We start from the raw sequence: 23107 nt of genomic DNA on the forward strand, positions 1-23107 counted from the left end.
ATCAACGGAGGTCTGGAATGAAGAAAGAAAGTAAATACCAAGCAGTCGTTTCCTTTCTCAAAAAAGGTATCGAATCAGGAAAATTTCCAACAGGTAGCCGGCTTCCCTCTATCCGTCAACTGAGCCAAGACTTCCACTGTAGCAAGGACACTATCCAACGAGCCCTGCTGGAATTACGCCATGAACAATACCTCTATGCCAAACCCCAAAGTGGCTATTATGTTCTAGAACAGGGGCGGCATCAGGACTTGGAAATCGAAGTCACTGACGAACATGCCAGTGCCTATGACGACTTTCGGCTCTGTGTCAATGAAACACTGATTGGAAGAGAAAACTACCTCTTCAACTACTATGACAACCAAGAAGGACTTGAGGACCTCAGACAATCTGTCCATCAACTTCTTTTCAACCAAGCCCTCTACTGCAAACCCGACCAACTGGTTCTAACATCTGGTACCCAGCAAGCTCTCTTTATCCTTTCTCAGATTAACTTTCCGAGCGAGGGAGCTGAGATTTTGGTCGAACAGCCGACCTATCACCGAATGAACCGCCTCTTGGTCGCTCAGGGATTAACCTACCAGACCATTGAACGCCGTATTGATGGCATTGACCTTGAAGAACTGGAAAAACAGTTCAAATCTGGGAAAATCAAGTTTTTCTATACCATTCCTCGCTTCCACTATCCCCTAGGTCATTCCTACTCTGATCAGGAAAAAAGAGCTATTCTGAATCTAGCAAACCAGTATGGTGTTTACATCGTAGAGGATGACTATCTAGGGGACCTAGATCCTAGAAAGGGCCAAACCTTCCACTATCTGGATACTGAGGAGCGGGTCATTTATATCAAGTCCTTCTCAACAAGTCTCTTCCCAGCCCTTCGTATTACCGCTCTCATTCTCCCAAATGCTCTAAAAGAGGCCTTTGTTTCCTACAAAAATATCCTGGACTATGACAGCAATCTTATCATGCAAAAGGCTCTTTCTCTTTACATCGATAGCCAGTTATTTGAAAAAAATCGATTGGCCAGACTGACCCTTCAAGAGAACTATCAAGCTCAGATTAAGGAAGTACTTGAAAAAAATACCTGTCCCTTGCCCCACTATCCTCTACACGATGGCCTTCTGCTTGATTTGAGACACTATCCTAAGATTGCCAGTTTGAAACACAGCTCACTCAAACTAGACTTTTTTGAGAAGGCTTATTTGGACGCCTGTCCTTATCAGTTCGCCAAAGTCACTCTTGAAAATCTAGAAGAGCTATTAGAATACATAAAAGCAGAGTTAGATTAAAGTCCAACTCTGCTTTTTCTTATTGTTCAACTTCTGTTAGTTTCGCTGCCTTTTCAAGATAAGTTTGATAGGTTCCGTCATCTTTTAGTTTTTGGATAACCTTATCTACTACTGCTTTCAAGTCTGATTGATCCTTCTTGATAGCAACGGCATTGGCTTCGCCATCTTTCATCGTCAAGTTAACAGATGCAACGACAAGGTCTGAGTTTTTACCTGCGTAACTAAGAGCCACTGGTTCATCCATATGAACAGCATCCACTTTTCCAGCCTGCAATTCATTGACTGCTTCCCCCATATTAGTCAAGGATATCAACTGGGCATTTGGCAATTGTTCCTTGACCATGGTTTCTGGAACAGTTCCCTTTTGAGCTGCAATATTGGCACTTGCGAGGCTTGAAAGATCCTTGTATTTGTCTAAATCGGCTTTTCTAACCAAGAAACTCATCTTGTTTTCATAGTAAGGGATTGAAAAGTCAAAGACTTCCTTTCTTTCATCTGTGGCACTAATTCCTGCAATAGCCAAGTCAGCCTTTCCAGTTTGAAGGCTGGTCAAGACATTGTCAAAACTCATACTTGAGATTTCAAGTTTAACCCCAAGCTCGTCCGCAATCGCTTGAGCCATATCAATATCTGCACCAACCACTTGGTTTTTACCATCTACCAAGGATTGGAATTCAAACGGCGCATAGTCTGGGCTGGTCGCAACGACTAGCTTTCCTTTTTGTTTGATAGCGTCCACAGCAGACTGGGAACTATCCGTACCTGACTGGCAAGCTACTAGAACCACACTGGCAAGCATGCTACACACAACTAATATCCATTTCTTAAATTTCATAAATAAACGACCTTTCTGTTAATTCTGAATAATTATAACTCTTTTAAAAATAGTTGTCAACCCTTTTAGAGATTTTGATTGTAAAACAATTCTTTTCATAAAAAAAAGACTGATTTATTTTAATCAGCCTTTTCTTCTGTATATTTAAACCGTTTCTTATAGTTCGACAATCTTACCTGTTTCAAAGTAAACAACCCATTCACAGATATTTTTTGCGTAGTCTCCAATACGTTCCAAGAAAGAAATGACCTGGAAGTAATCACGGCCTGTAACAATAGCTTCAGGATTTTTCTTAATTTCTTCTGTAGCCAAATCACGGATGCTATCAAAGTAATGGTTGATTTTTTCATCCATCGCCGCTACTTCGTAGGCTTGATCCACAGAACCGTTGAGATAGAGATCTAGAGCTGCTTCAACGAAGTTTTTCACGTCGCGTCCCATCTTTTTGATTTCTTCTTCAACAGAAGGGATACGTTGCTCCCCCTTCATACGAATAGTCGCTTCAGCGATAGACACTGCATGATCTCCCATGCGTTCCACGTCTGAAACTGCCTTTAGAACGGTCAAGACGGTACGAAGGTCTTGCGAAACAGGTTGTTGGAGGGCGATCATTTCAAATGATTTCTTTTCCAACTTCACTTCATATTCATTTACTTCTGCATCGTCTTCGATGACTTCTTTTGCCAAATCACGGTCATGCGTGACAAAGGCACGCACTGTACGATTGATCTGCGAGAGCACTTCTTGTCCCATGGCATAGAACTGGTTATGCAATTTCTCCAAATCTTCTTCAAATTGAGATCGTAACATCATTCAACTCCTTATCCAAATTTTCCTGTAATATAATCTTCTGTTTCCTTGTTTTGTGGCTCTAGGAACATCTTCTTCGTATCGTTAAACTCGATCAAATCCCCATCTAGGAAAAATCCTGTTTTATCAGAGATACGTGAGGCTTGTTGCATCGAACGCGTTACCAAGAGCATGGTGTATTTATCTTTCAGACCATACAAGGTTTCCTCAATCTTACCTGCAGAAATAGGATCCAAAGCTGAAGTTGGTTCATCTAAGAGGATGATTTTCGGACTGGTTGCTAAGACACGAGCAACACAAACACGTTGTTGTTGTCCACCTGAGAGACCAATGGCCGAATCATGCAAACGATCCTTTACTTCATCCCAGATAGAAGCACGTTGCAAGGCCTTTTCTACTGCTTCATCCAAAACATGTTTATCCTTAACCCCATTGATACGCAGCCCATAGACAACATTTTCGTAGATAGACATAGGGAAGGGATTGGGCTGTTGAAAGACCATACCGATTTCCTTACGCAATTCAACCGTATCGGTGCGGGGACTGTAGATATTGTGACCATTATAGACTACTGATCCTGTTGTTGTCACTTCAGGATTTAGATCGCCCATGCGGTTGATAGCTTTGAGCAGGGTAGACTTTCCTGATCCAGAAGGACCAATCAAGGCTGTTATTTCCTTAGGTTGGAAAGAAAGGGAAACACTATTCAAGGCCTTCTTTTTATTGTAATAAACGGACAGGTCTGACACCTGTAAAATCGCTTCTGACATACCGTTTCCTTTCTAACCAAAGTGTCCTGTTACATAGTCATTGGTTGACTGTAACTTAGCATTTTGGAAAATATTGGATGTCTTATCATACTCAATCAAATCACCCAAGTAGAAAAATCCTGTGTAGTCACTTGCACGCGCAGCCTGCTGCATACTGTGGGTAACGATGATGATGGTAAAGTCCTTCTTCAATTCCAACATGGTTTCTTCCAGCTGGGCTGTCGCAATCGGATCCAAGGCTGAAGCAGGCTCATCCATCAATAGGATATCTGGCTTGACAGAGATAGCGCGAGCGATACAGAGACGTTGTTGCTGACCTCCAGAAAGCATCAAGGCTGATTTGTGGAGGTCGTCTTTGACCTGATCCCATAGAGCTGCCTGTCTTAGAGAGGTTTCTACAATTTCATCAAGTACTTTCTTGTCCTTAACTCCTGCACGTTCATGAGCAAAAGTGATGTTGCGGTAAATAGACTTGGCAAATGGATTTGGACGTTGGAAGACCATTCCGATATGCTTGCGCATCTCATAGACATTGATTTCTGGACGGTTGACGTCAATCCCTCGGTAGAGGATTTGACCTGTGACCTTGGCAATATCAATGGTATCATTCATCCGATTGAGACTGCGAAGATAGGTAGATTTCCCTGATCCAGAAGGGCCAATCAAGGCTGTAATTTTATTTTTTTCAAATTGCATATCGATGCCCTTGATGGATTCATTTTTACCGTAGTAAACATGTAAATCCTTGGTAGAGAGGGCCACTTTTTCTTCAGGGAAGGTGATGATATGCTTTTCGTCCCAGTTATATTTTGACATGGCTTCTCCTTTAGGCAGCGGTTAATTTCTTGTGTAAATAGCTTCCGAGTTTGCGTGCTCCAAAGTTAAAAATTAAGATAAAGATGAGGAGCACGGCGGCAGAACCTGCTGATACGATAGTAGCATCAGGAATGGTTCCTTCACTGTTGACCTTCCAAATGTGGACTGCCAAGGTTTCTGCTTGACGGAAGATTGAGATAGGACTGGTAACACTGAGGATATTCCAGTTAGACCAGTCAAGGGCTGGAGCGGATTGTCCTGCCGTATAGATAAGAGCAGCTGCTTCACCAAAGATACGACCAGATGCCAAGACAACACCCGTTACGATACCTGGAAGGGCTTCTGGAATGACAACATGAACTACAGTCTCCCAACGAGAAATTCCAAGAGCCAAACCAGCCTCACGTTGCGTATGGTGAACGTGTTTTAAACTGTCCTCAACATTTCGAGTCATCTGAGGGAGGTTAAAGACTGTCAAGGCCAATGCACCTGAAATGATTGAAAATCCATACTCAAACTGGACTACAAAGATCAAGTAACCAAAGAGACCCACTACGACTGATGGTAGAGAAGACAAAATCTCAATACAGGTACGAATAAAATTGGTCACAGGTCCTTTTTTGGCATACTCAGCGAGGAAAACGCCAGCTCCCATAGACAGGGGAACAGAAATGATCAAGGTAATGACCAAAAGGAAGAAGGAATTGTAGAGCTGAATCCCGATACCCCCACCTGCTTGATAAGAGGAGGATTTCCCTGTCAAGAAGGACCAAGAGATATGCGGTAACCCTCTCACCAAGATATAGAGAATCAAGGATGCCAAGATGGCAACGATGATACCCGCGATGGTATAGAGGACAGCTGTTGCAAGTTTATCTAATTTCTTAGCGTGCATAGTTTTTCTTTCCTCTTTCTTTCGTAATCAATTTAATCACACTGTTAAAGGCCAAACTCATCAAGAGCAAGACTAAGGCCAGTGACCAGAGAACGTTATTATCAACCGTTCCCATGACGGTATTTCCGATACCCATAGTCAAAACAGAAGTCAAAGTCGCAGCTGGTGTTGTTAGCGAGGTTGGGATAACTGCTGAGTTTCCGACCACCATCTGAATAGCAAGGGCTTCACCGAAGGCACGCGCCATCCCAAAGACCACTGCAGTAAAAATACCTGAACGTGCTGCTTTCAAGGTCACACGCCAGATGGTTTGCCAACGAGTGGCTCCCATAGCCAAACTGGCTTCACGGTAATGACGAGGAACAGCACGCAAGCTGTCTGTTGTCATAAAGGTTACAGTTGGTAGGATCATGACAAAAAGAACGAAAATCCCTGACAATATCCCAAAACCAGTTCCACCAAAGACGCTACGAACAAAAGGCACCACAACTTGCAAACCGATAAATCCATAGACGACTGAAGGAATACCGACGAGGAGTTCAATGGCTGGTTGCAAAATCTTTGCACCCTTTGGTGAGACTTCTGTCATAAAGACTGCAGCACCAATAGCGAAAGGAGTTGCGATGAGGGCTGATAAAATCGTCACAATAAAGGAGCCCAAAATCATCGGAAGGGCACCAAATTGTTTCCCTGAAGGATTCCAAGTTTGTCCAAAGAGGAAATCAAAGATGTTCACCCCATTGACAAAGAAGGTCGACAAGCCTTTCTGCGCTACAAAAATCAAAATCATCGCCACAATGATGACAATTAAAGAAAGACAGGCGAAGGTCAAACCTTTACCAAACTTCTCAAGGCGAGAGTTCTTTGAAGGAGAGAGTAATTTTTTAGATAATTCTTCTTGATTCATTATTGACCTCCTTCTACTGCTGTAACGGTACCTGAAGCATCCTTTTGGACTTTCATTTCATTGATAGAGATATAGCCCATGCCCTTAACAATTCCATTTTGGGCTTCATCTGAGAGGACGAAATTCAGGAATTCAGCAGCTAACTCATTTGGCTGACCAAGTGTGTACATATGTTCATAAGACCACAAAGGCCAGTTGTTGGTCGTTACATTTTCAGACGTAGGTTCATACCCATTCAGTTTCATGCTTTTCACGGAGTCATCTACATAGGCAAAAGCCAAGTAAGAAATGGCTCCAGGGGTTTGGGATACAATAGACTTGACCATCCCGTTAGAATCCTGTTCTTGGCTCTGCATTGCCGCTTGGCCATTCATAACGACCGTATCAAACGTCGCTCTTGAACCAGAACTTGCTGCTCGGTTGATGATTGAAATTGCCAGGTCTTTGCCCCCAACTTCTTTCCAGTTGGTCACTTCACCTGTAAAGATTTTGCGAAGTTGCTCGGTTGTGAGATTTTCAACATCCACTTCCTTGTTTACAATCACTGCAAGACCAGCCACTGCAACCTTATGGTCTACCAGAGCTGAAGAATCGATTCCTTCTTTTTCCTCTGCAAAGACGTCAGAGTTCCCGATGTCAACTGCTCCAGACTGGACTTGGGATAGGCCTGTACCCGATCCTCCACCTTGAACATTGACTGTTTTTCCGATGTTTCTAGAACCAAATTCATCTGCTGCCGCTTCGACAAGAGGCTGAAGAGCAGTTGAACCAACGGCTGTCATGGATTCTCCACGATCAATCCAGCTAGCGCATCCTGCTAGAGAACCTGCCATCAAAAGAGCTGCAAGAGACATGACGAGCTTTTTTCTTTTTTTCACTGTTATTCTCCTTGAACATAATGATAAATGTTCTGATTTCTTCCGTTTGTCCTGATCATCTAATTATCATCAATGATTGTCCCTCTTCATTTTATCTAGTCATTCTTAGGAGCGGACAATTCCATCGTATAATATAAGTAATAATGAAAGACTATCAGAAAAAACTCATACTTCCACTATAACATAGAATAGGCTCTTTGACTAGCTTTTTCACCTGAATCTGAGTCCTTTTGGATAATAATTTTTCAAAACATTTCCCGTTACCTTGGCAAAGCCTAATCCGTTTCCTTGAACCAGAACTTGGTACCAACCATTTGGTCGAGCTTCAGACAATTGAACAGTCTCACCAGCCACATATTTTACAAAATCCTCATCATTGATTTCGACACTTTGTTTTACTTGACTTGGTTTCAAGGCTAATCCGAGAGCAAAGCTTGGTTCAAAACGTTTCTTCTTAAAAGTACCCAGATGGAGCCCATTTCGGGCAATTTTGAGTTTCCCTAGATCAGGTAGCATCTCTGGTAAGAGATAGAGTTGGTCTCCAAAAGTCTGCAAGATACCAGTTAGATTGACTCGCAAGTGTTTTTGGGCAAATTCTTGCCACAAAGCCAGTTGCTCACGACTGAGATTGCTCTTGCTAGCTTTGAATTTAGGTGCGGGATTTTGTCCCTTAAACTGCAGGTGGGCAACAAACTGACCTTCTCCCTTGAAATGATGAGGATACATCCGCGCCGTTTCAGGAAGGTCCATTCCTTCTACCATACCGTTCACATGCTCGACTGGAAGCAGTTCAAAATCATAAGTATCCAGCAACCAGTGGACGATTTCTTCATTTTCCTCTGGTGCCCAAGTACAGGTCGAGTAGACCAGACGGCCACCCTCAGCAAGCATGGTGACTGCATCTTCTAAAATCTTTCTTTGGAGACTGGCACATTGATTCGGATAGTCGATGTTCCAATAATCCATGGCATCTGGTTGTTTACGGAACATCCCTTCACCCGAGCAAGGAGCATCAAGGACAATCACATCAAAGTATCCTTTAAAGACCTTGGCTAAGCGATCCGCAGACTCATTGGTCACGACTACGTTTGTAGCTCCAAACCGTTCCATATTTTCCACTAAAATCTTAGCTCGCTTGCTTGAAATTTCGTTGGAGACAAGGACTCCTTGATTAGCCAGATAAGCTGCTAGTTGAGTGGATTTTCCACCTGGTGCTGCCGCCAAGTCCAAAACCTTCATACCGGGAAGGGGTTGAGCTACCTGGGCCACCATTTGGGCTGCAGGCTCTTGCGAATAAACGAAACCTGTCACGTGCTCTGGTGACTTCCCAGAAACCTTACCATAATACCCCCAAGGTGTATTGGGAATAGCATCAGCAAACGATAACTGACTTTCTTTTAAGGGATTGACCCGAAAAGCCGAAACCGCTTCTTGTTTAAAAGAGGCAAGAAAGTCTCTTGCCTCATCTTCTAGTATCGCTTCATATTTTTCAACAAATCCTTCTGGAAATTGCATTTAGTTTTCTTTCCTTTCGTAGATATAAGACTGAATCTCTTCTTGCATCTCGATTGGCACCATCATGACAGGCTGACGCGTTTTAAAATCAGCGGGCTCACCTGATACCGTAAGAAGACGATAACCCAGACTTTCCCCTAAGATACTGGCCGCAGCGTAATCCCATGGTTGCAGGTAGGTAATATAAGTCAGAAGACGACCACATAAAACCTTGGCAAAACTAATAGCCGCACTGCCATAGACACGGACTCCCAACGCTGCTCGACCCAAATCCGCCAAGCCCCACTCATTGCTTTCAAACATACCTGAGTTACCGGCAACTAAAAATTCTTGAAGAGGTTTCTTTTTAAAAGGCGGTAAGGGCTCATTATTGCGAAAAGGAGGAAAGGCACCACCACCATGGTAACAATCCCCTTTCATGACATCATAAATGATACCGAATTTCCCAACCCCATTCTCAAAGTAGGCCAACATCACGGCAAAATCTTCCTTCTGGGAGACAAAGTTATTGGTACCATCAATGGGATCAATCACCCAAACATTCCCCTGGCCGACTGCCGTACGCAAACAGCCCTCTTCCGCGCAAATCAAGTCTTCTGGATAAGATGCTAAAATTCTACCAACCAAGAGATCCTGAACTTCCTTATCCAAACGCGTCACCAAGTCGGTAGGTGAAGATTTTCGCTCGACCTGCAAATCTTCTTGCATGTGGGCCAAAATGTAATCTGCAGCTTCCTGCACAATCTGTTTGGCAAATTCAAATTTAGTTTCCAAGAGAAATCTTCCCTTCTCTTTTTTCTTTTGCTAATTGAACTGCATGATAGAAGGAATAACCGCTCGCTGTCTCAAATTCGCGACCTAAGCGTTTTTCTTCGCTTTTGCTCGGAACCACAGACTTAAATTTCTTGTAGGAATCTAGCAGTTTTTTAGCTTCTACCTTGTCTTCATAGGCAGCTTCAACATCATTAAAAAAAGAAAGCACTGAAGCAAGTTCTTCAGTGCTCCACGACAAATCTAGTGGGTAACTATACTGTTTGTTCATCTATCCTATACCAGCTCTCAATGTTGCTTCTTTCAATTCTTGTTTACGGTAACTACGAGGGAGAAAAGCACGAATCTCATCTTCATTAAAACCGATCTGCATGCGTTTTGTATCTATAATAATTGGGCGACGCAAAAGACTAGGATATTGCTCAATCAACTGAAGCAACTCCGATACTGAGATACTCTCTACATCAATATCCAATTTTTGAAAAATTTTTGAACGAGTTGAAATGATGTCATCAGTACCATTTTCGGTCAAGGAAAGAATATGTTGTAATTCTTTTCTTGTTAAAGGACTAGTCATAATATTATGCTCTTGAAAGGGCACTTTATGCGTCTCTAACCAAGCCTTTGCCTTACGACATGATGTACAACTCGGTGATAAAAATAGTGTAATCATGCTTTTCTCTTCTTTTATCTATACTTGCTATTTCTATTATACAAAAAAATAAAGCGCTTGACTAGGTATTTTTAGAAAAAAAGCCTATTTTTTCATAGAAAATAGACTGTTTTCTGCAAAAATCTCCTGCTTTGCAAGTTTATCTTTAGGATAACCTAACAATAAATAGGGAGTCGAGCAACTTCTCTCGTTTTTTATTAAAAATACAGAATTTTTTCCACTATTTCCTTGAAGCTTTAGCAAGAAGGAAACCAAACATTCCTTCATACAAAGCAAAGAAAAGTAAAAAGGCATGGAGAAAGAAAGTCTCTGGCAAAATCCAAATAACGGGATCCTTTGCTGGATCAAAAAGCCAGGTATCATCTCCCACAAAGAGAATCTGATGGAAAAGAGTAAAGAATTGCTCAAACCCAATCAACACTCCTACAAAGCCAATGACGAGAGGCAATAGCACTAAAGTCAAGATACTTTTACGATATAGGGGCAAAAAGCCTTTTTTCACAATCTTTCCAACAAAGAAATAGAAACTTGGAAGTGTCACTAGGGCAACTAGCTGAACTAGGTGAAAGAGATTCTTCACCACCGCAAAATGGTGTAGCCCTGCCGCTGATGAACGAAAATCCGGCATCTCTAAGACCTGACTAAAGGGATTGGTCAGGTAATTCATCAAGATGTGAAAGTTGTACTGAATGGTTTCTGGCTTTAGATAGACTCGATTCGCTAAGTTCAGCCACTGAATTTCCAAAGGATAGAAAATCCATGCCAGATAAATAGTTAAGAGAATAGACAGGGAGAGGAGAAAGAGCATACTTCCCCAAAAGGTCAGTTTAGTTTTCATCAAAATTCCACTCCGCAAGGCTAGAAACTACATGAGTTGGTGCAATTGGCAGGTCCGCCACTTCTTCTGCTTTGGTAAAACCTGTCGTCACCAAGAGCGTTGGAATGCCATTGTCAATCCCTGCTCGGATATCTGTCAGGTAGTTGTCCCCAACCATGAGCAATTCTTCTCTTTTCAAGCCTAAGTGCTCAACCGCCTTGTCCATGATGATAGCATTTGGTTTCCCGATATAAACTGGTTTTACCCGTGTTGCTACTTCAAGAAGTGTAATTAGTGAACCAGCACCAGGCAAGAGACCACGTTCCGTCGGGATATTGAGGTCAGGATTGGTTCCGATAAAGTGAGCACCTTTTTGAATGGCTAGAGTTGCTGTGGCAAATTTTTCATAGTCAACTTGCCAGTCCAGTCCAACGACCACATAGGCTGGATTTTCCTTGTCTTCGACATAACCTGCCGCCTGGATAGCACCCTTGAGCCCTGCTTCACCAATGACATAGACTGTCTTTTCCAGTCCCAAGTCGTTCATATAGTCGATGGTTGCCAGAGTTGCTGTATAGACAGTTGATAGAGGGGTATTAATGTTAAAATTCTGAGCCAACATCTCTTGAACGCTCTCAGGAGTACGGGTTGTATTATTGGTCACAAAGAGGTAGGGAATTTCTCTTTTTTGTAACTCATGGACAAAAGCCTCTCCTGCCGGGATTCTGTCTTTCCCCTTGTAAATGGTTCCGTCTAAATCAATTAAATAACCTTTATAAGCCATATCGTCCTTTCTAATTGCCTTCAATTTCTTGCCACGTAATCATAGCTTGGGCATTGATCTCGCCATCACTGATAATCTCATGCTTGCTTTCTAGTCCCTTGAGTTCATAAGCTGAGGCAATCATGCCACCTGGTCGCACTTCTTTGACATACTTGAGATTGATTTTCTTTGGAATATACTTGGTCAAAAAATCTGCTCCCATGACTTCAAAAATCCAATCCAGGTATTTGCTGTTATTAACATGACCATTCATATCCAAGTCGTAAAAACGAACATGGTAGTCTTTACTGATCGGGTCTTCTAGGTTAGCATACTTTGGCCCACGGATGAGTTTTTTATCAAACTCAGACTGATAAGGAGCAACAATCTCCGGTTCGACAGCATGAACTTTACGACTGTCCCTGTCCATGAGAACAAAGGTTGCTACCATGCGAATGATTTCTTGACCTGCTTCATCATAGAGAGTGAAACGACGGTAGCAAAAAAGACGATTGTAAGTCAATGCTTCTGTTTCAATCGTAATCTCTTCAGCAAAGCGAGGCAAGCGAACCACGTCAATCGCATAGTCTGTAATAATCCAGACCAGATTGTAACGTTCTAACATATCCTTGTCACTAACTCCCAGTTCGATCGACTGCATACCTGATACTTGCAAGGACAGCAAAATCACATCTGGAAGTTTGATATGACCGTTCATGTCCGCCATATCAAAAGGAATTTTCATTTTCATTTGATAAGTTAAGCCCATTGTTCTACTCCAAAATAAATCGTTCTGCTACAGTGTCTCCCAAGAAGAGACCCCTCTTTGTCATTCGGACACGATCACCGTCGATCTGCATAAGTCCTTGTTGAACCAAATCTCTGATGATTTCGCCATAAAGTCCATCAAAGGATCGTCCAAATTTTTCCTCAAATCGCGCCATAGAAACCCCGGATTTTTTCCGGAGGCCTAGGAACATTTCTTCTTCCATCTGCTCCTTTTGAGTCAGGTTTTCTTCTGTTATCCGTGCATCTCCTGCCTCTACTGCATTGAGATAGTGGCGGATAGGACCGTGGTTTTTATAGCGCACCCCGTTCACATAACCTGAAGCACCCGCACCGATACCATAATATTCAGCATTGTCCCAGTACATGAGATTATGGCGACTTTCAAAGCCTGGTTTGGAGAAATTCGAAATCTCATAATGCTCAAAACCAGCTCGCTCAAGCTCTGAAATGATGTACTCAAACATCTCCGCTTCTAACTCTTCCTTGGGTAGGGGCAACTTCCCTCGTCGCATGCGGTTCATAAAGACCGTATGATTTTCCAAAATCAAGCTATAAAGGCTCATATGAGGAATATCAAGCGAGATAGCCTTAGCCACATTGTCCTTGACCTGAGCCATAGTTTGACCTGGAAGAGCATAGATTAGATCAATGGAGATATTGTCAAAACCAGCCAGTTTGAGACGGTCGATATTCTCATAAATATCCTTCTCCAAGTGACTACGCCCGATCTTTTTCAGCATTTTGTTATCAAAAGTCTGCACACCTAAGGAAACACGATTGACTGGCGACTGTTTCAAAACCGCAATCTTATCCGCGTCCAAATCGCCTGGATTGGCCTCAATGGTCAATTCTTCCAAGACAGATGAGTCTAGATTTTTAGTCAAGCCATCTAAGAGCAACTCTAATTGCGGAGCGGACAGAGCTGTTGGCGTCCCACCTCCAATATAGAGAGTTCGCAACTTTTGGATATCATAAGAATGGAACTCCTCTAGCAGATGCTCCAGGTAACTATCTACTGGTTGATTCTTGATAAATACTTTTGAAAAGTCACAATAATAACAAATCTGTGTACAAAAGGGAATATGCACATAGGCGGACGTTGGTTTTTTCTGCATAGTATTTATTATACCACAAAGACAGACTTGCAGATAAAAATCACCATCTCCAAAAACCAGAGATGGTGATACCTTATACTTCAGTAATATCGATGATGATTTCTTCTTGGTCTTCAGCGACGTCTGGAGTTGCTGACTGTTCTTGCCATTGCTCCTTGAGATTGTTAAAGGTTTCCTTGGATGCTTCCGTCGCTTGTCGAGCACAGTTTTTAGCTTGGTCAAGGACACTATCAAAAGTGATTTCACCAGATTCTACTTGTTCCTTTGTTTTCAGAACAAAGTCCGTTGCCTGTTCCTTCACTTCAGTTAGTTTCTCACAAACCTGCTCTCTAGCATACTCTGGATCTTCTCTCAAATCATCTAGAAAATCCTGAGCTTGACTACAAACTTGCTTACCCTTGTCACTCGTCAAAAACAAAGCAAGAGCAGCACCTGAAACTGTTCCTAAAAGGATAGAGGATAGTTTTCCCATAAGATTTCTCCTTTTTTATTTTTTGAAAAATTTACTTGCGACACGAAGAGCGGACAAGCTTGCACCTGTTTTAATGGTCTTTGAACCAGCAGATGAAGCCTTTTTACCTAAAACACGTGCATGTTGGTTGAGATCAGATACTGACTCAGATAAGTCAGCCACAGCCGTAAAAAGTGGATCAATCGTCGCAACTTTTATATTGATATCGTCTGCTAACACATTGACCTTAGCCAACAATTCATTGGTCTGATGCAAGGTAACGTTCACATCTGAGCTCAACGTTTTGATGGTTTTCTCTGTCTCATCAATCATACGACCTGCTTTTTGAATCGTGATTGTCAAATAGACTAAACAGACAATCAAAGCAATCGCAACAAGAATATATGCAACTTCTAACATTTATTTTTCCTCCTCTGTATGATAGAAAGGGGCTTTCTTTCGATTTTGATAAAGTATGATAAAAATACCGAGTCCAATAAGGACAACTGATAACCATTGGGAAACTCGCAGACCAAAGAACATGAGACTATCCGTCCGCATCCCTTCGATAATCATACGACCAAAGCCATACCAAATCAAGTAGAATGCCGTAATATGACCACGTCTGATTCCCTTTAATTTTCGTCTAAAAATCAGAATCAAAGCAAATCCAATCAGATTCCAAACCGACTCATATAAGAAGGTCGGCTGACGGTAGCTACCGTCAATATACATCTGGTCACGGATAAAGCCTGGCAAATAATCCAAACTATCTACTGCTGCACCGTAGGCTTCTTGGTTAAAGAAGTTTCCCCAGCGCCCTAAACTCTGGGCAACCATGACGCTCGGTGCTGCAATATCTAAGAAATCCCAAGTATTGATCAGCTTTCTATCCGCAAAGATATAAAGGACAATAGCCCCTGCTATCAAACCCCCATAAATGGCCAAACCACCATTCCAGATGGCGATGATTTCACCTGGATTTTGCAGATAATAATCTAAGCGAAAGAGTACGTAGTATAGCCTAGCACCTAAAATAGCTACTGGAAAAGCAATCAGAATAAAATCCAAAATATCATCTGATAGAATTTTCTTTTTAGGAGCTTCTTTCATGGCAAGATAAACTGCTAAAACCAAACCAGCTACAATACACAAAGCATACCAACGAATAGCAAAGGGGCCAATTTCAAATGCGACTGGATTAATCATGTTTCACCTCATTTTGAGCGATTAGATTTGTCAAGCGTTCTTCAAATAAACGCGTCGCATCAAAGCCCATTTCTTTAGCACGATAGTTCATGGCAGCTGCCTCAATAACAACGGAGATATTGCGTCCTGTTTTTACTGGGATGCGGATACGCGGAATCGTTACACCAGAAACTTCGAGTTCTTCGGCATTGTTTCCTAGACGGTCAAAGGTCTTATGCGTATCATAATTTTCCAAATAAACTGCTAGCTGAACTTGTGAAGAATCTTTTACAGCACTTGCACCATAGAGACTCATGATATCGATAATCCCAACTCCACGAATCTCAAGTAAATGCTTCAAGATTTCAGCAGGTTCGCCCCAAAGAGTCATCTCATCCTTAGAATAAATATCTACACGATCGTCTGCTACTAGACGGTGTCCACGTTTCACAAGCTCAAGACCTGTCTCGCTCTTACCGATACCACTATCCCCTTGGATCAAGACACCCATGCCATAGATATCCATCAAGACACCATGCACGCTAGTACGTTTAGCCAAACGGGAATCAAGGTAGCTAGAAAGTTCTCCAGATAAACGACTGGTTGCAGTTCGACTGGTTAAAATCGCAATCTTGCATTCCCTAGCAGCCCTCAACATTTCCTCTGGCACTACCAGACCACGAGCCACGATAACCGCAGGTGTTTCAGGTAGAAACATTTTCTTCAAAACTTGATAACGGTTCTGGGCAGGCATGGCAACTAAATAGGACCACTCCTTCATCCCTAACAGCTGAATCCGTTCTGGTGTATAGTAATCAAAATAGCCCGTCATTTCAAGACCAGGTCTCATAATGTCCGCAGTATTGATTTCTTTTTCAAGTAATTCGCCTTCACCATAGACAATATCTAGTCTGAGTTTTTCAATGACATCTCTTACTAAAACCGACATAATTTCCTCCTTCAATCGAGTTCTCCCTACTATTATATCAGATTGTAGGTGGAAGTTTCCTTTTTTTGCAGGATTTACAGTATTTATTTGATGTTGCTTGGAAAAAGATTTGACTAGGAAGTCTTTTCCTACTCTTTTAAATCAACCGAGACAAATCTACTGCAAATCGGTCAACGTCTATCACCAAGTCCCTTCCAGATTTTTCTAAGTAAATCCTTGGAAGACCTTTTGTTAACATTCTGTTTGCATCAGCCATATCTTGAGGATAGGTATAGAACTGTTGACCTTTTGGAAACTGATTTTGGACTTGCCATTCTTCAAACTCCTTCAAAAAAGTCTTATGAGATGGCATGCTGACTTCTTCAAACAAAGAATAGTCAAAAAATCGTACCAAACGATATAGACCATGGATCTCATCCGCAAAGCACTTATCAATCTTTTCATAGGGGTAACCTCGTCTCTGATAAGCTTGGCATAAGTTTTGTAAGGACTCGCTTAATGCAACTGCATCTTTTTTTGCCAAACTTATAAAATACCGAACAGAAAATTCTTCCATACCAGTTCGTTTTTTCTTCCCTAAAAACTGTTGTGCACGCAAGAGCGACTCGGATAATCTTTCTTCATCTTGATAATAAAGAGCGTATAAAAGATTCATCACATTTTCTGGATAATAGGTTCCTTTCAACAAGGGTAAATCTTTGGGGACGAATGATGGAATGGCTGAAAAATCGTTACAAGCAAAAGAGGTAAACAAGCCTTTCAAAATTCCATCTGTGTAAATAGTTCCACTTGCCAACAAACCGCCTCTCATCAACTCAGTTCTTCCTGTTTGCCATAGCGCGTTGTTTAACTGTGTATAATCCCCATCTAAAAACGCAGCATAATAGGCAAAATATTTAGTATCATCTAGTAATAAGCTACTGTATAATTTTACCCTTAAAACCTTGTCAGACAATACTTTTGAATCGGTCAAATACTTTTCAAAAATTCTTTTGTTTGACTCTTCAAATTCCTTCCAATCGATCGGATCAGCACAATAACCCCAATCTTCCAAGTGATTTTCACGCATCTTTTGATATTCTTTTATATACTCTCTCATAACAATTTCTTCCTCTAAACATTGTGCAAAAAAAGACTAGACAAATCTAGCCTTTCATTTCAAATTAGAATTTTTTACGTTTACGAGCTGCTTCTGATTTACGTTTACGTTTTACAGAAGGTTTTTCATAGAATTCACGTTTGCGTGTTTCTTGAAGAGTACCAGCTTTAGTAACCGCACGTTTAAAACGACGAAGTGCATCGTCAAGAGATTCATTCTTACGTACTACTGTTTTAGACATTTTTTTCACTCCCTTCAAGTTCAAGATCTATTCTATTTTACACGCAAAATGAATAAATGTCAAGAGAAAACTAAGTTTTTTATTTTTCATAATGACTAATAATATAGTCCACCATCTCCTCCATCTCTGCTTCAGATAAAGGTAGTTCCCAGTTTGTTGTTTCCATTTTAAGAAAGGCATCACTGACCTCAGATTTATTATCTGGCAACAAAATGTTGCCGTCTTTTTCAAACATAATACCTATCCGATCATATAAGACATGAAGATTATTAGTTTTATTTTTATTTTTATTTGGATCAATATCAAAAGACTGTAAAGAGATTAATATATCATTTCCTTTATAAGACAAATCAATCCACATATGATTTGATAAATCATATGGTCTAGATAATCTACTACCCGAGGTGTACTTTTTATTCCCCATACCTCCTGAATATTGATTTCTTGTGTTATATGGTTTATCTTTTGACTTAGTAAAAAGAGAATTCCCTTCCTTATCTTTCTTCTTTGTAATGAATTTTATTATTTTTTTTCTCTCTTCCGTTCTAGCGCTCTTATATGCTTCTTTTACTTTTAGAAATTCTTCTTTATTCATGTTATCCTCCTAACGTCATGTTGCAGTTTTATATGTCTAAAAACACTCACTCCAATGAGCAAGTGATTCTGAATTTATTTTTCAAGTAAGCTTAGCGCTTCTGCATCTGCGATAATCGTCACGTCAGGGTGGTTTTGTAGACTACTTGCTGGTAAACTTTCAGTTACTGAACCTGATACTGTCCCAGCAATAGCTTCTGCTTTCGACTCACCGTAAGCAAAGAGAATAATTGACTTAGCATCCAAGATGTTTTTAATCCCCATCGAAATGGCTTGGGTTGGAACGTCTTCAATCTTGTCAAAGAAGCGAGCGTTAGCTTCGATGGTAGACTGGTCAAGTTCGACTAGATGCGTTTGACTGTCAAATGGAGTACCAGGTTCATTAAAGCCGATATGTCCATTGCGACCGATTCCCAAAATTTGCAAATCAACAGGATGGTCAGCCAAAATTTGATTATAGCGTTCTACTTCTTCTTCAGCATTGTCCTTAACCCCACGAGGCAAGAAGCTTTCTTTAAATGGTTTTTGGTTGAACAAGTTTTCCTGCATGAAGTAACGATAAGATTGTGGATTGTCCCCATCAAGCCCTACATACTCATCAAGGTTCACACTGGTTAGATTTGAAAAATCAAGGTCACTCTCAACGATTTCCTTGTAAAATTCAAGTGGACTGCTTCCTGTCGCAAGTCCTAATGTTTGAGCACCATTGGCCAATTTTTCCTTCAAAATCTCAAAAGCTACTTTTCCACCCTCGACTTGATTCTCAACTTTTATAACTTTCATTTTATATCCTCCATGTTTCTATATTCATTATATGGTATAGACCAATTTTTGTCAAGTGAAAACGATTTATTTTCCAAAAAAAGAGCGTCCAAACTTGAAACATGTTATAATGGATAAGATTAGAAGTTAGAAAGAATGATGAAAAAATGAATACAGCTGATTTTGATTTCCACTTGCCTGAGGAATTGATTGCCCAAACGCCCCTTGAAAAACGAGATTCCTCCAAACTCCTCATCGTCAATCGTGAGACGGGTGAATTTCAGGATAAACACTTCCACTCTATTATTGATATGTTGGAACCAGGTGATGCTCTTGTTATGAATGACACCCGTGTTCTCCCTGCTCGTCTCTATGGTCAAAAAGAGGAGACAGGAGGCCATGTGGAACTTCTCCTCCTAAAAAACACTGCTGGAGATGAGTGGGAAGTGCTGGCTAAACCTGCCAAACGCCTCAAGGTCGGTACTCGCGTCAGCTTTGGTGATGGTCGTCTCAGCGCTGTCGTTACAGAAGAACTAACTCACGGGGGCCGTATTGTCCGCTTTGAATACCAAGGAATTTTCCTAGAAGTCTTGGAAAGTCTGGGAGAAATGCCGCTGCCACCGTATATCCACGAAAAATTGGATGACCGTGAACGTTATCAAACCGTCTACGCCAAGGAAAGTGGCTCTGCTGCAGCACCGACTGCTGGATTGCACTTCACCAAAGAACTGCTAGCAGAAATCCAAGCCAAGGGTGTCCATTTGGTTTATTTGACCCTCCACGTTGGTTTAGGAACCTTTAGACCTGTTTCTGTTGACAATCTGGACGAACATGAAATGCACTCGGAGTTCTACCAACTTTCTGATGAAGCAGCTGCCACCCTTCGAACTGTCAAGGAAAATGGAGGTCGCGTCATCGCTGTTGGAACCACTTCGATCCGCACACTGGAAACCATCGGTTCCAAGTTTAATGGGCAAATCCAAGCAGATTCTGGCTGGACCAATATCTTTATCAAACCAGGCTACGACTGGAAGGTTGTAGACGCCTTCTCAACCAACTTCCACCTACCCAAGTCAACTCTTGTTATGCTAGTTTCTGCCTTTGCTGGTCGTGACTTAGTCCTAGATGCTTATCACCATGCCATCCAAGAACACTACCGCTTCTTCAGTTTTGGAGATGCCATGTTTATCTATTAAGAAAATCCCTATTAGGAAACCTAATAGGGATTTTTCTAATTATTCCATACTAAACTTTGGATCTTTCAAGCTCTGAACACTGGCATTGATAACTGCTCCGATAATCAAAATCTTTGCAATGAGAATAAACCAGAACATCATGACTACCACGATAATGGAACTGAAAAATCGGACATCAACCAGATGATTGACATAACTATTGACGTAGACAGAAAAGATATTCAATAAAAAGATAAGAGTTAGCAAGACAAAGACACTTCCTGGTAAAACATAGCGGATTCGTGGTGCTTTTACTTTTGGAAGGAAGTAATAAATCATGACTAGAATGGCAAAGATCAAGGCATAGACCAGAGGGCCTGTAAAATCTTGCAGGTAGGAAAATAGCGGACTGTCTGATTGCCAGTAAGTTTTGAGGAGGTTGAGCAACATACGACCAAACATACTCAAAAACAAGGCCAAGGCAAAAAGAATCTGCAGGCCAAAACTAACAAGTAGACTCATCAACTGATGGGAGATAATTCCTCGACTCTTGGTCACCCCATAGGCTTTGTTAAAGGCTTTTTGGAGGAAATCCATTGATTTCGAAAAGGTCCAGAGTGCAGATAAAACGGCAAAACTCAGCAAACCAGTTGATGGTTGAGTCAGAACTTCTCGGACAATCTTGGCAACCACATCATACACCGTATCAGGCAAGAATTCCTTGATCGTCAGTAAGAAATTTGAGACTGGAATCTGAAAATAAGGCAAAATATTGACCATTATCATTAGCAAAGGAAAGATTGAAATCAACCAATAGTAGGCAACCGCAACACTGGTCAACTCGCTATCAGATGCTTGATAATAATGCAAAAAAGCTTTCAATAAGGGCCTGTCCATCAGCTCTTTCCACCACTTTTTCATGTTCCATCCTCCGTCATTTTCTTCATCATCTAAGTTCTTCTGATTAAATCTAGCATATCATAAGGTAAAGTATTTGCGGCTTCTTTCAGAGAATAATTCTCTAAATTATTCACATTTTGTCGTAGTTTTTTGGCATACTTGGCTGTTATCAGTTTAGCTTCTTCGTATTCAAAGATTGCCTTACGTTCGAGATAGTAGCCTCGTAGCATTTCATCGATATTGTTTGGCTTGATGCGATTGATAACCCGCTCAACAAAGGCACCACTTCCAATAATGGCCGTCTCGCGTAGACGAGACTCTTGCATAAAGCTAATCAGAGAACTCTTGTAAACCCCTTTGAGGTTTTCCAAACTCTCGATAATCAGCTCTGTATTTTCCAAATACAACTCTGAAATCTGATCATAGTCAACTGCTAGTAGTTTACGAGATTCTTCATTCATCCAACTACGGAAAGTTTTGCCAAAGGTAAACATTTCATGGAGTAGAAAGCGCAGTATCCGTAAGGAAACTAGGAAGTAATAAGTCACTCTAGAAGCGAAATTCCGATTGATACTCTGCTCCATGTTTTTTAGGTAACGTTGGTAAACTCGATAGCCACGTTCGCTGATTCTATTTTCTTCGTAGGCTTGCTCCAAACCATCACTCTCAATACTCAAGATAAGAAGCTTGAGGGACTCCCAGTCCTCTTGGACTCTCTTATTTTCCAGACTAAGGATGAGGTTTTCAATTCGACCATGATAATTATCAATAGCTGCATAAAGAGGAAGTTTGTTCTTGTGATGGTCTAGCTCTTTTTCTAATTCTGCAGCCACATCATTCAAAATCGCAATATGCATCAAATGGTCCTTGCTTTCCTCTTGTTCCTCAGATAAGTGAGGGAGGACCAGTAAACCCGTTAAAAAGCTCAACAGTGTAACACCTGCTACTAGGAAGAGCAACAGAGGATACTCCTGCTCCAAATGACTTGGTATGAGGAGAATAGTCGCGATAGATACTGTCCCTTTGACACCAGAGAAGGTCAAAAGAAGCATATCTTTCGTGTACTTATGAATTTTTTTCTTAAGTCGACGCGTCCTCACAAAGTAAAAACCAGCAATCATGACAAAGCGGATCGCAAAGAGTAAGAAGGTCAGAACGACAACTGAAAGCAGTAAAAGAAGGGGATTGTAGAGAGAATTAGACAAGATCGGCTCTGCTATCAACTCTAATTCCATTCCCAAGAGAACAAAGACTGATCCATTTAGCATAAAGGTCACGGTGTGCCAAACGGTCTCCGTCACGGTGTCTACCTGAGCCTCAAGGAGCGTAATTTTCTTAAAGCGACTGGCCTTCAAAATACCTGCAACCACTACTGCGATAATCCCTGAAACATGAAACTCTTCTGCGATGAAAAAGGTCATGAGCGGCAAACTTAGCTCTAGCAATAGTTCACTGGCTATATCTATCGCTCGTACACTCAGTAAAAAGCTATGCAAAAAACGATTGACCATAGCCGTCACAAAACCGACTACAAAACCACCAAGTATAGAAAGTGCTAGGGAAGTTCCAGCTTTGCTGAAAGAAAAAGTTCCTGTTGTCCAAGCAGCAAGAGCCATCTGAAAGGCAACTAAACCAGAAGCGTCATTTAAGAGTCCTTCCCCTTTTAGGATATTAGAAACACGTTTTGGAAAACGAAAACGTTCAGAAAGAGATGCGAAGGCAACCAAATCTGTTGGCCCAAGTGCCGCTCCAACTGCTAAACAGGCAGCCAAAGGAAGAGTCATCCAAAGGAAGTGAGCCATGCCCCCCAAGCTTAAGGTCGAGATAAAAATCACAGGAAAAATCAGAAAGACAACAATCCGCCAGTGCTTCAAAATGGACGTAATATCCGCTTCTTCTGCCTCCCGGAAAAGTAAGGGACCAATAACCATGGCCAGAAACAGCTCTGTATTGAGATGAAAGTCCGCATCGGGAACAAATAATCCAATCCCAATCCCCAAAAGAATTTGTACAAGAGGAAGGGGCAAAAAAGGGAGAAGTTTATTGGTCGTAGTTGAAATGATTAAGACAAATAAAAATAGAATCAAGTAAATGAGTAATTCCAC

Annotated in this window: 27 protein-coding genes; 2 read left to right on the forward strand and 25 right to left on the reverse strand. The window is 41.4% G+C overall.

The genetic code is table 11. From position 1 onward, the window contains the following. Nucleotides 1–17 precede the first annotated feature (17 nt). A complete protein-coding gene (locus tag EL140_RS06100; protein ID WP_000712273.1) occupies nucleotides 18–1289 on the forward strand; it encodes an aminotransferase-like domain-containing protein in 1272 nt (423 codons plus the stop codon). 19 nt (nucleotides 1290–1308) lie between these two features. Here EL140_RS06100 and EL140_RS06105 read toward each other — a convergent pair whose 3' ends face one another. The 23 genes from EL140_RS06105 to EL140_RS06220 form a co-directional block, all read right to left on the reverse strand. Further along, the gene (locus EL140_RS06105) at nucleotides 1309–2124 is read right to left on the reverse strand and encodes an ABC transporter substrate-binding protein (protein WP_002874704.1); all 816 of its coding nucleotides are present in this window, start codon (nucleotides 2122–2124) and stop codon (nucleotides 1309–1311) included. A 156-nt stretch (nucleotides 2125–2280) separates the two neighbouring features. Continuing rightward, on the reverse strand, nucleotides 2281–2934 hold the full coding sequence (gene phoU, locus EL140_RS06110; protein ID WP_000946468.1) for a phosphate signaling complex protein PhoU: 654 nt from the start codon (nucleotides 2932–2934) through the stop codon (nucleotides 2281–2283). Between the two features lie 11 nt (nucleotides 2935–2945). Then, nucleotides 2946–3704 carry a phosphate ABC transporter ATP-binding protein PstB gene (pstB, locus tag EL140_RS06115; RefSeq protein ID WP_001287328.1) on the reverse strand — a complete coding sequence of 253 codons (759 nt, stop codon included), beginning with the start codon at nucleotides 3702–3704 and terminating at the stop codon, nucleotides 2946–2948. Nucleotides 3705–3716: 12 nt separating this feature from the next. Then, nucleotides 3717–4520: a phosphate ABC transporter ATP-binding protein PstB gene (pstB, locus tag EL140_RS06120; protein ID WP_000049851.1), complete on the reverse strand. Its 804-nt coding sequence runs from the start codon at nucleotides 4518–4520 to the stop codon at nucleotides 3717–3719. A 10-nt stretch (nucleotides 4521–4530) separates the two neighbouring features. Continuing rightward, nucleotides 4531–5415: a phosphate ABC transporter permease PstA gene (pstA, locus tag EL140_RS06125; RefSeq protein ID WP_000543050.1), complete on the reverse strand. Its 885-nt coding sequence runs from the start codon at nucleotides 5413–5415 to the stop codon at nucleotides 4531–4533. Beyond that, entirely contained in the window at nucleotides 5405–6322 is a 918-nt protein-coding gene (gene pstC / locus EL140_RS06130; RefSeq protein ID WP_001070944.1) for a phosphate ABC transporter permease subunit PstC, read from the reverse strand. The genes pstA and pstC overlap by 11 nt, the downstream gene beginning before the upstream one ends. Beyond that, nucleotides 6322–7200, reverse strand: a complete 879-nt coding sequence (locus tag EL140_RS06135; RefSeq protein ID WP_000746362.1) for a phosphate ABC transporter substrate-binding protein PstS — start codon at nucleotides 7198–7200, stop codon at nucleotides 6322–6324. Before EL140_RS06135 ends, pstC begins: the two co-directional genes overlap by 1 nt. 210 nt (nucleotides 7201–7410) lie before the next feature. Continuing rightward, the gene (locus EL140_RS06140; RefSeq protein WP_001160239.1) at nucleotides 7411–8715 is read right to left on the reverse strand and encodes an RsmF rRNA methyltransferase first C-terminal domain-containing protein; all 1305 of its coding nucleotides are present in this window, start codon (nucleotides 8713–8715) and stop codon (nucleotides 7411–7413) included. Further along, entirely contained in the window at nucleotides 8716–9489 is a 774-nt protein-coding gene (locus tag EL140_RS06145) for an inositol monophosphatase family protein (protein ID WP_000448245.1), read from the reverse strand. It abuts the gene before it with no gap. Next, entirely contained in the window at nucleotides 9479–9757 is a 279-nt protein-coding gene (locus EL140_RS06150; protein WP_001041963.1) for a UPF0223 family protein, read from the reverse strand. Before EL140_RS06150 ends, EL140_RS06145 begins: the two co-directional genes overlap by 11 nt. Continuing rightward, nucleotides 9758–10159, reverse strand: a complete 402-nt coding sequence (locus EL140_RS06155; RefSeq protein ID WP_000631261.1) for a Spx/MgsR family RNA polymerase-binding regulatory protein — start codon at nucleotides 10157–10159, stop codon at nucleotides 9758–9760. It lies immediately after the preceding gene. Between the two features lie 220 nt (nucleotides 10160–10379). Beyond that, nucleotides 10380–10997 (reverse strand): TIGR01906 family membrane protein, encoded by a 618-nt coding sequence (locus EL140_RS06165; protein WP_000850617.1) that lies wholly within the window; start codon nucleotides 10995–10997, stop codon nucleotides 10380–10382. Continuing rightward, nucleotides 10987–11760 (reverse strand): TIGR01457 family HAD-type hydrolase, encoded by a 774-nt coding sequence (locus tag EL140_RS06170; RefSeq protein WP_000323539.1) that lies wholly within the window; start codon nucleotides 11758–11760, stop codon nucleotides 10987–10989. The genes EL140_RS06165 and EL140_RS06170 overlap by 11 nt, the downstream gene beginning before the upstream one ends. A gap of 10 nt (nucleotides 11761–11770) precedes the next feature. After that, nucleotides 11771–12508 carry an acyl-[acyl-carrier-protein] thioesterase gene (locus EL140_RS06175; protein WP_000524791.1) on the reverse strand — a complete coding sequence of 246 codons (738 nt, stop codon included), beginning with the start codon at nucleotides 12506–12508 and terminating at the stop codon, nucleotides 11771–11773. Nucleotides 12509–12512: 4 nt separating this feature from the next. Next, on the reverse strand, nucleotides 12513–13643 hold the full coding sequence (gene hemW, locus EL140_RS06180; protein ID WP_001170059.1) for a radical SAM family heme chaperone HemW: 1131 nt from the start codon (nucleotides 13641–13643) through the stop codon (nucleotides 12513–12515). Between the two features lie 73 nt (nucleotides 13644–13716). Beyond that, nucleotides 13717–14115 carry a YtxH domain-containing protein gene (locus EL140_RS06185; protein ID WP_000517390.1) on the reverse strand — a complete coding sequence of 133 codons (399 nt, stop codon included), beginning with the start codon at nucleotides 14113–14115 and terminating at the stop codon, nucleotides 13717–13719. A 15-nt stretch (nucleotides 14116–14130) separates the two neighbouring features. Beyond that, nucleotides 14131–14514: a DUF948 domain-containing protein gene (locus tag EL140_RS06190; protein ID WP_000895028.1), complete on the reverse strand. Its 384-nt coding sequence runs from the start codon at nucleotides 14512–14514 to the stop codon at nucleotides 14131–14133. Next, on the reverse strand, nucleotides 14515–15303 hold the full coding sequence (lgt, locus tag EL140_RS06195; protein ID WP_000609710.1) for a prolipoprotein diacylglyceryl transferase: 789 nt from the start codon (nucleotides 15301–15303) through the stop codon (nucleotides 14515–14517). It abuts the gene before it with no gap. Continuing rightward, nucleotides 15296–16231 (reverse strand): HPr(Ser) kinase/phosphatase, encoded by a 936-nt coding sequence (hprK, locus tag EL140_RS06200; RefSeq protein ID WP_000115190.1) that lies wholly within the window; start codon nucleotides 16229–16231, stop codon nucleotides 15296–15298. The genes lgt and hprK overlap by 8 nt, the downstream gene beginning before the upstream one ends. A 136-nt stretch (nucleotides 16232–16367) precedes the next feature. Further along, on the reverse strand, nucleotides 16368–17330 hold the full coding sequence (locus EL140_RS06205) for a hypothetical protein (protein WP_002874716.1): 963 nt from the start codon (nucleotides 17328–17330) through the stop codon (nucleotides 16368–16370). 64 nt (nucleotides 17331–17394) lie between these two features. Beyond that, nucleotides 17395–17571, reverse strand: coding sequence for a 30S ribosomal protein S21 (gene rpsU / locus EL140_RS06210; protein WP_000048054.1), 177 nt, complete (start codon nucleotides 17569–17571; stop codon nucleotides 17395–17397). Nucleotides 17572–17650: 79 nt separating this feature from the next. After that, nucleotides 17651–18166, reverse strand: a complete 516-nt coding sequence (locus EL140_RS06215) for a hypothetical protein (RefSeq protein ID WP_001030875.1) — start codon at nucleotides 18164–18166, stop codon at nucleotides 17651–17653. Between the two features lie 74 nt (nucleotides 18167–18240). Beyond that, nucleotides 18241–18948, reverse strand: coding sequence for a glucosamine-6-phosphate deaminase (locus EL140_RS06220; protein WP_000864610.1), 708 nt, complete (start codon nucleotides 18946–18948; stop codon nucleotides 18241–18243). A 146-nt stretch (nucleotides 18949–19094) separates the two neighbouring features. Between EL140_RS06220 and queA the strand changes: the two genes are divergently transcribed. After that, on the forward strand, nucleotides 19095–20123 hold the full coding sequence (queA, locus tag EL140_RS06225) for a tRNA preQ1(34) S-adenosylmethionine ribosyltransferase-isomerase QueA (protein WP_001090171.1): 1029 nt from the start codon (nucleotides 19095–19097) through the stop codon (nucleotides 20121–20123). A gap of 39 nt (nucleotides 20124–20162) precedes the next feature. On the opposite strand, the gene EL140_RS06230 is transcribed toward queA, so the two are convergent. After that, entirely contained in the window at nucleotides 20163–21023 is an 861-nt protein-coding gene (locus tag EL140_RS06230; protein WP_000759520.1) for a YihY/virulence factor BrkB family protein, read from the reverse strand. A 29-nt stretch (nucleotides 21024–21052) separates the two neighbouring features. Next, nucleotides 21053–23107, reverse strand: a complete 2055-nt coding sequence (locus tag EL140_RS06235) for a cation:proton antiporter (RefSeq protein ID WP_000421610.1) — start codon at nucleotides 23105–23107, stop codon at nucleotides 21053–21055.

This window comes from Streptococcus oralis ATCC 35037 (assembly GCF_900637025.1).
Lineage (GTDB): Bacteria > Bacillota > Bacilli > Lactobacillales > Streptococcaceae > Streptococcus > Streptococcus oralis.

Bases quoted from the DNA above. Each gene is read 5' to 3' on its own strand.
- EL140_RS06220 (WP_000864610.1), bottom strand. From the start codon at position 18,948: ATGAAAGTTATAAAAGTTGAGAATCAAGTCGAGGGTGGAAAAGTAGCT.
- pstB (WP_001287328.1), bottom strand. From the start codon at position 3,704: ATGTCAGAAGCGATTTTACAGGTGTCAGACCTGTCCGTTTATTACAAT.
- EL140_RS06205 (WP_002874716.1), bottom strand. From the start codon at position 17,330: ATGAGAGAGTATATAAAAGAATATCAAAAGATGCGTGAAAATCACTTG.
- EL140_RS06105 (WP_002874704.1), bottom strand. From the start codon at position 2,124: ATGAAATTTAAGAAATGGATATTAGTTGTGTGTAGCATGCTTGCCAGT.
- rpsU (WP_000048054.1), bottom strand. From the start codon at position 17,571: ATGTCTAAAACAGTAGTACGTAAGAATGAATCTCTTGACGATGCACTT.
- EL140_RS06215 (WP_001030875.1), bottom strand. From the start codon at position 18,166: ATGAATAAAGAAGAATTTCTAAAAGTAAAAGAAGCATATAAGAGCGCT.
- queA (WP_001090171.1), top strand. From the start codon at position 19,095: ATGAATACAGCTGATTTTGATTTCCACTTGCCTGAGGAATTGATTGCC.
- phoU (WP_000946468.1), bottom strand. From the start codon at position 2,934: ATGTTACGATCTCAATTTGAAGAAGATTTGGAGAAATTGCATAACCAG.
- lgt (WP_000609710.1), bottom strand. From the start codon at position 15,303: ATGATTAATCCAGTCGCATTTGAAATTGGCCCCTTTGCTATTCGTTGG.
- hprK (WP_000115190.1), bottom strand. From the start codon at position 16,231: ATGTCGGTTTTAGTAAGAGATGTCATTGAAAAACTCAGACTAGATATT.
- EL140_RS06185 (WP_000517390.1), bottom strand. From the start codon at position 14,115: ATGGGAAAACTATCCTCTATCCTTTTAGGAACAGTTTCAGGTGCTGCT.
- EL140_RS06190 (WP_000895028.1), bottom strand. From the start codon at position 14,514: ATGTTAGAAGTTGCATATATTCTTGTTGCGATTGCTTTGATTGTCTGT.
- EL140_RS06100 (WP_000712273.1), top strand. From the start codon at position 18: ATGAAGAAAGAAAGTAAATACCAAGCAGTCGTTTCCTTTCTCAAAAAA.
- EL140_RS06155 (WP_000631261.1), bottom strand. From the start codon at position 10,159: ATGATTACACTATTTTTATCACCGAGTTGTACATCATGTCGTAAGGCA.
- EL140_RS06150 (WP_001041963.1), bottom strand. From the start codon at position 9,757: ATGAACAAACAGTATAGTTACCCACTAGATTTGTCGTGGAGCACTGAA.
- EL140_RS06165 (WP_000850617.1), bottom strand. From the start codon at position 10,997: ATGAAAACTAAACTGACCTTTTGGGGAAGTATGCTCTTTCTCCTCTCC.
- EL140_RS06170 (WP_000323539.1), bottom strand. From the start codon at position 11,760: ATGGCTTATAAAGGTTATTTAATTGATTTAGACGGAACCATTTACAAG.
- pstC (WP_001070944.1), bottom strand. From the start codon at position 6,322: ATGAATCAAGAAGAATTATCTAAAAAATTACTCTCTCCTTCAAAGAAC.
- EL140_RS06230 (WP_000759520.1), bottom strand. From the start codon at position 21,023: ATGAAAAAGTGGTGGAAAGAGCTGATGGACAGGCCCTTATTGAAAGCT.
- hemW (WP_001170059.1), bottom strand. From the start codon at position 13,643: ATGCAGAAAAAACCAACGTCCGCCTATGTGCATATTCCCTTTTGTACA.
- pstB (WP_000049851.1), bottom strand. From the start codon at position 4,520: ATGTCAAAATATAACTGGGACGAAAAGCATATCATCACCTTCCCTGAA.
- EL140_RS06140 (WP_001160239.1), bottom strand. From the start codon at position 8,715: ATGCAATTTCCAGAAGGATTTGTTGAAAAATATGAAGCGATACTAGAA.
- pstA (WP_000543050.1), bottom strand. From the start codon at position 5,415: ATGCACGCTAAGAAATTAGATAAACTTGCAACAGCTGTCCTCTATACC.
- EL140_RS06175 (WP_000524791.1), bottom strand. From the start codon at position 12,508: ATGGGCTTAACTTATCAAATGAAAATGAAAATTCCTTTTGATATGGCG.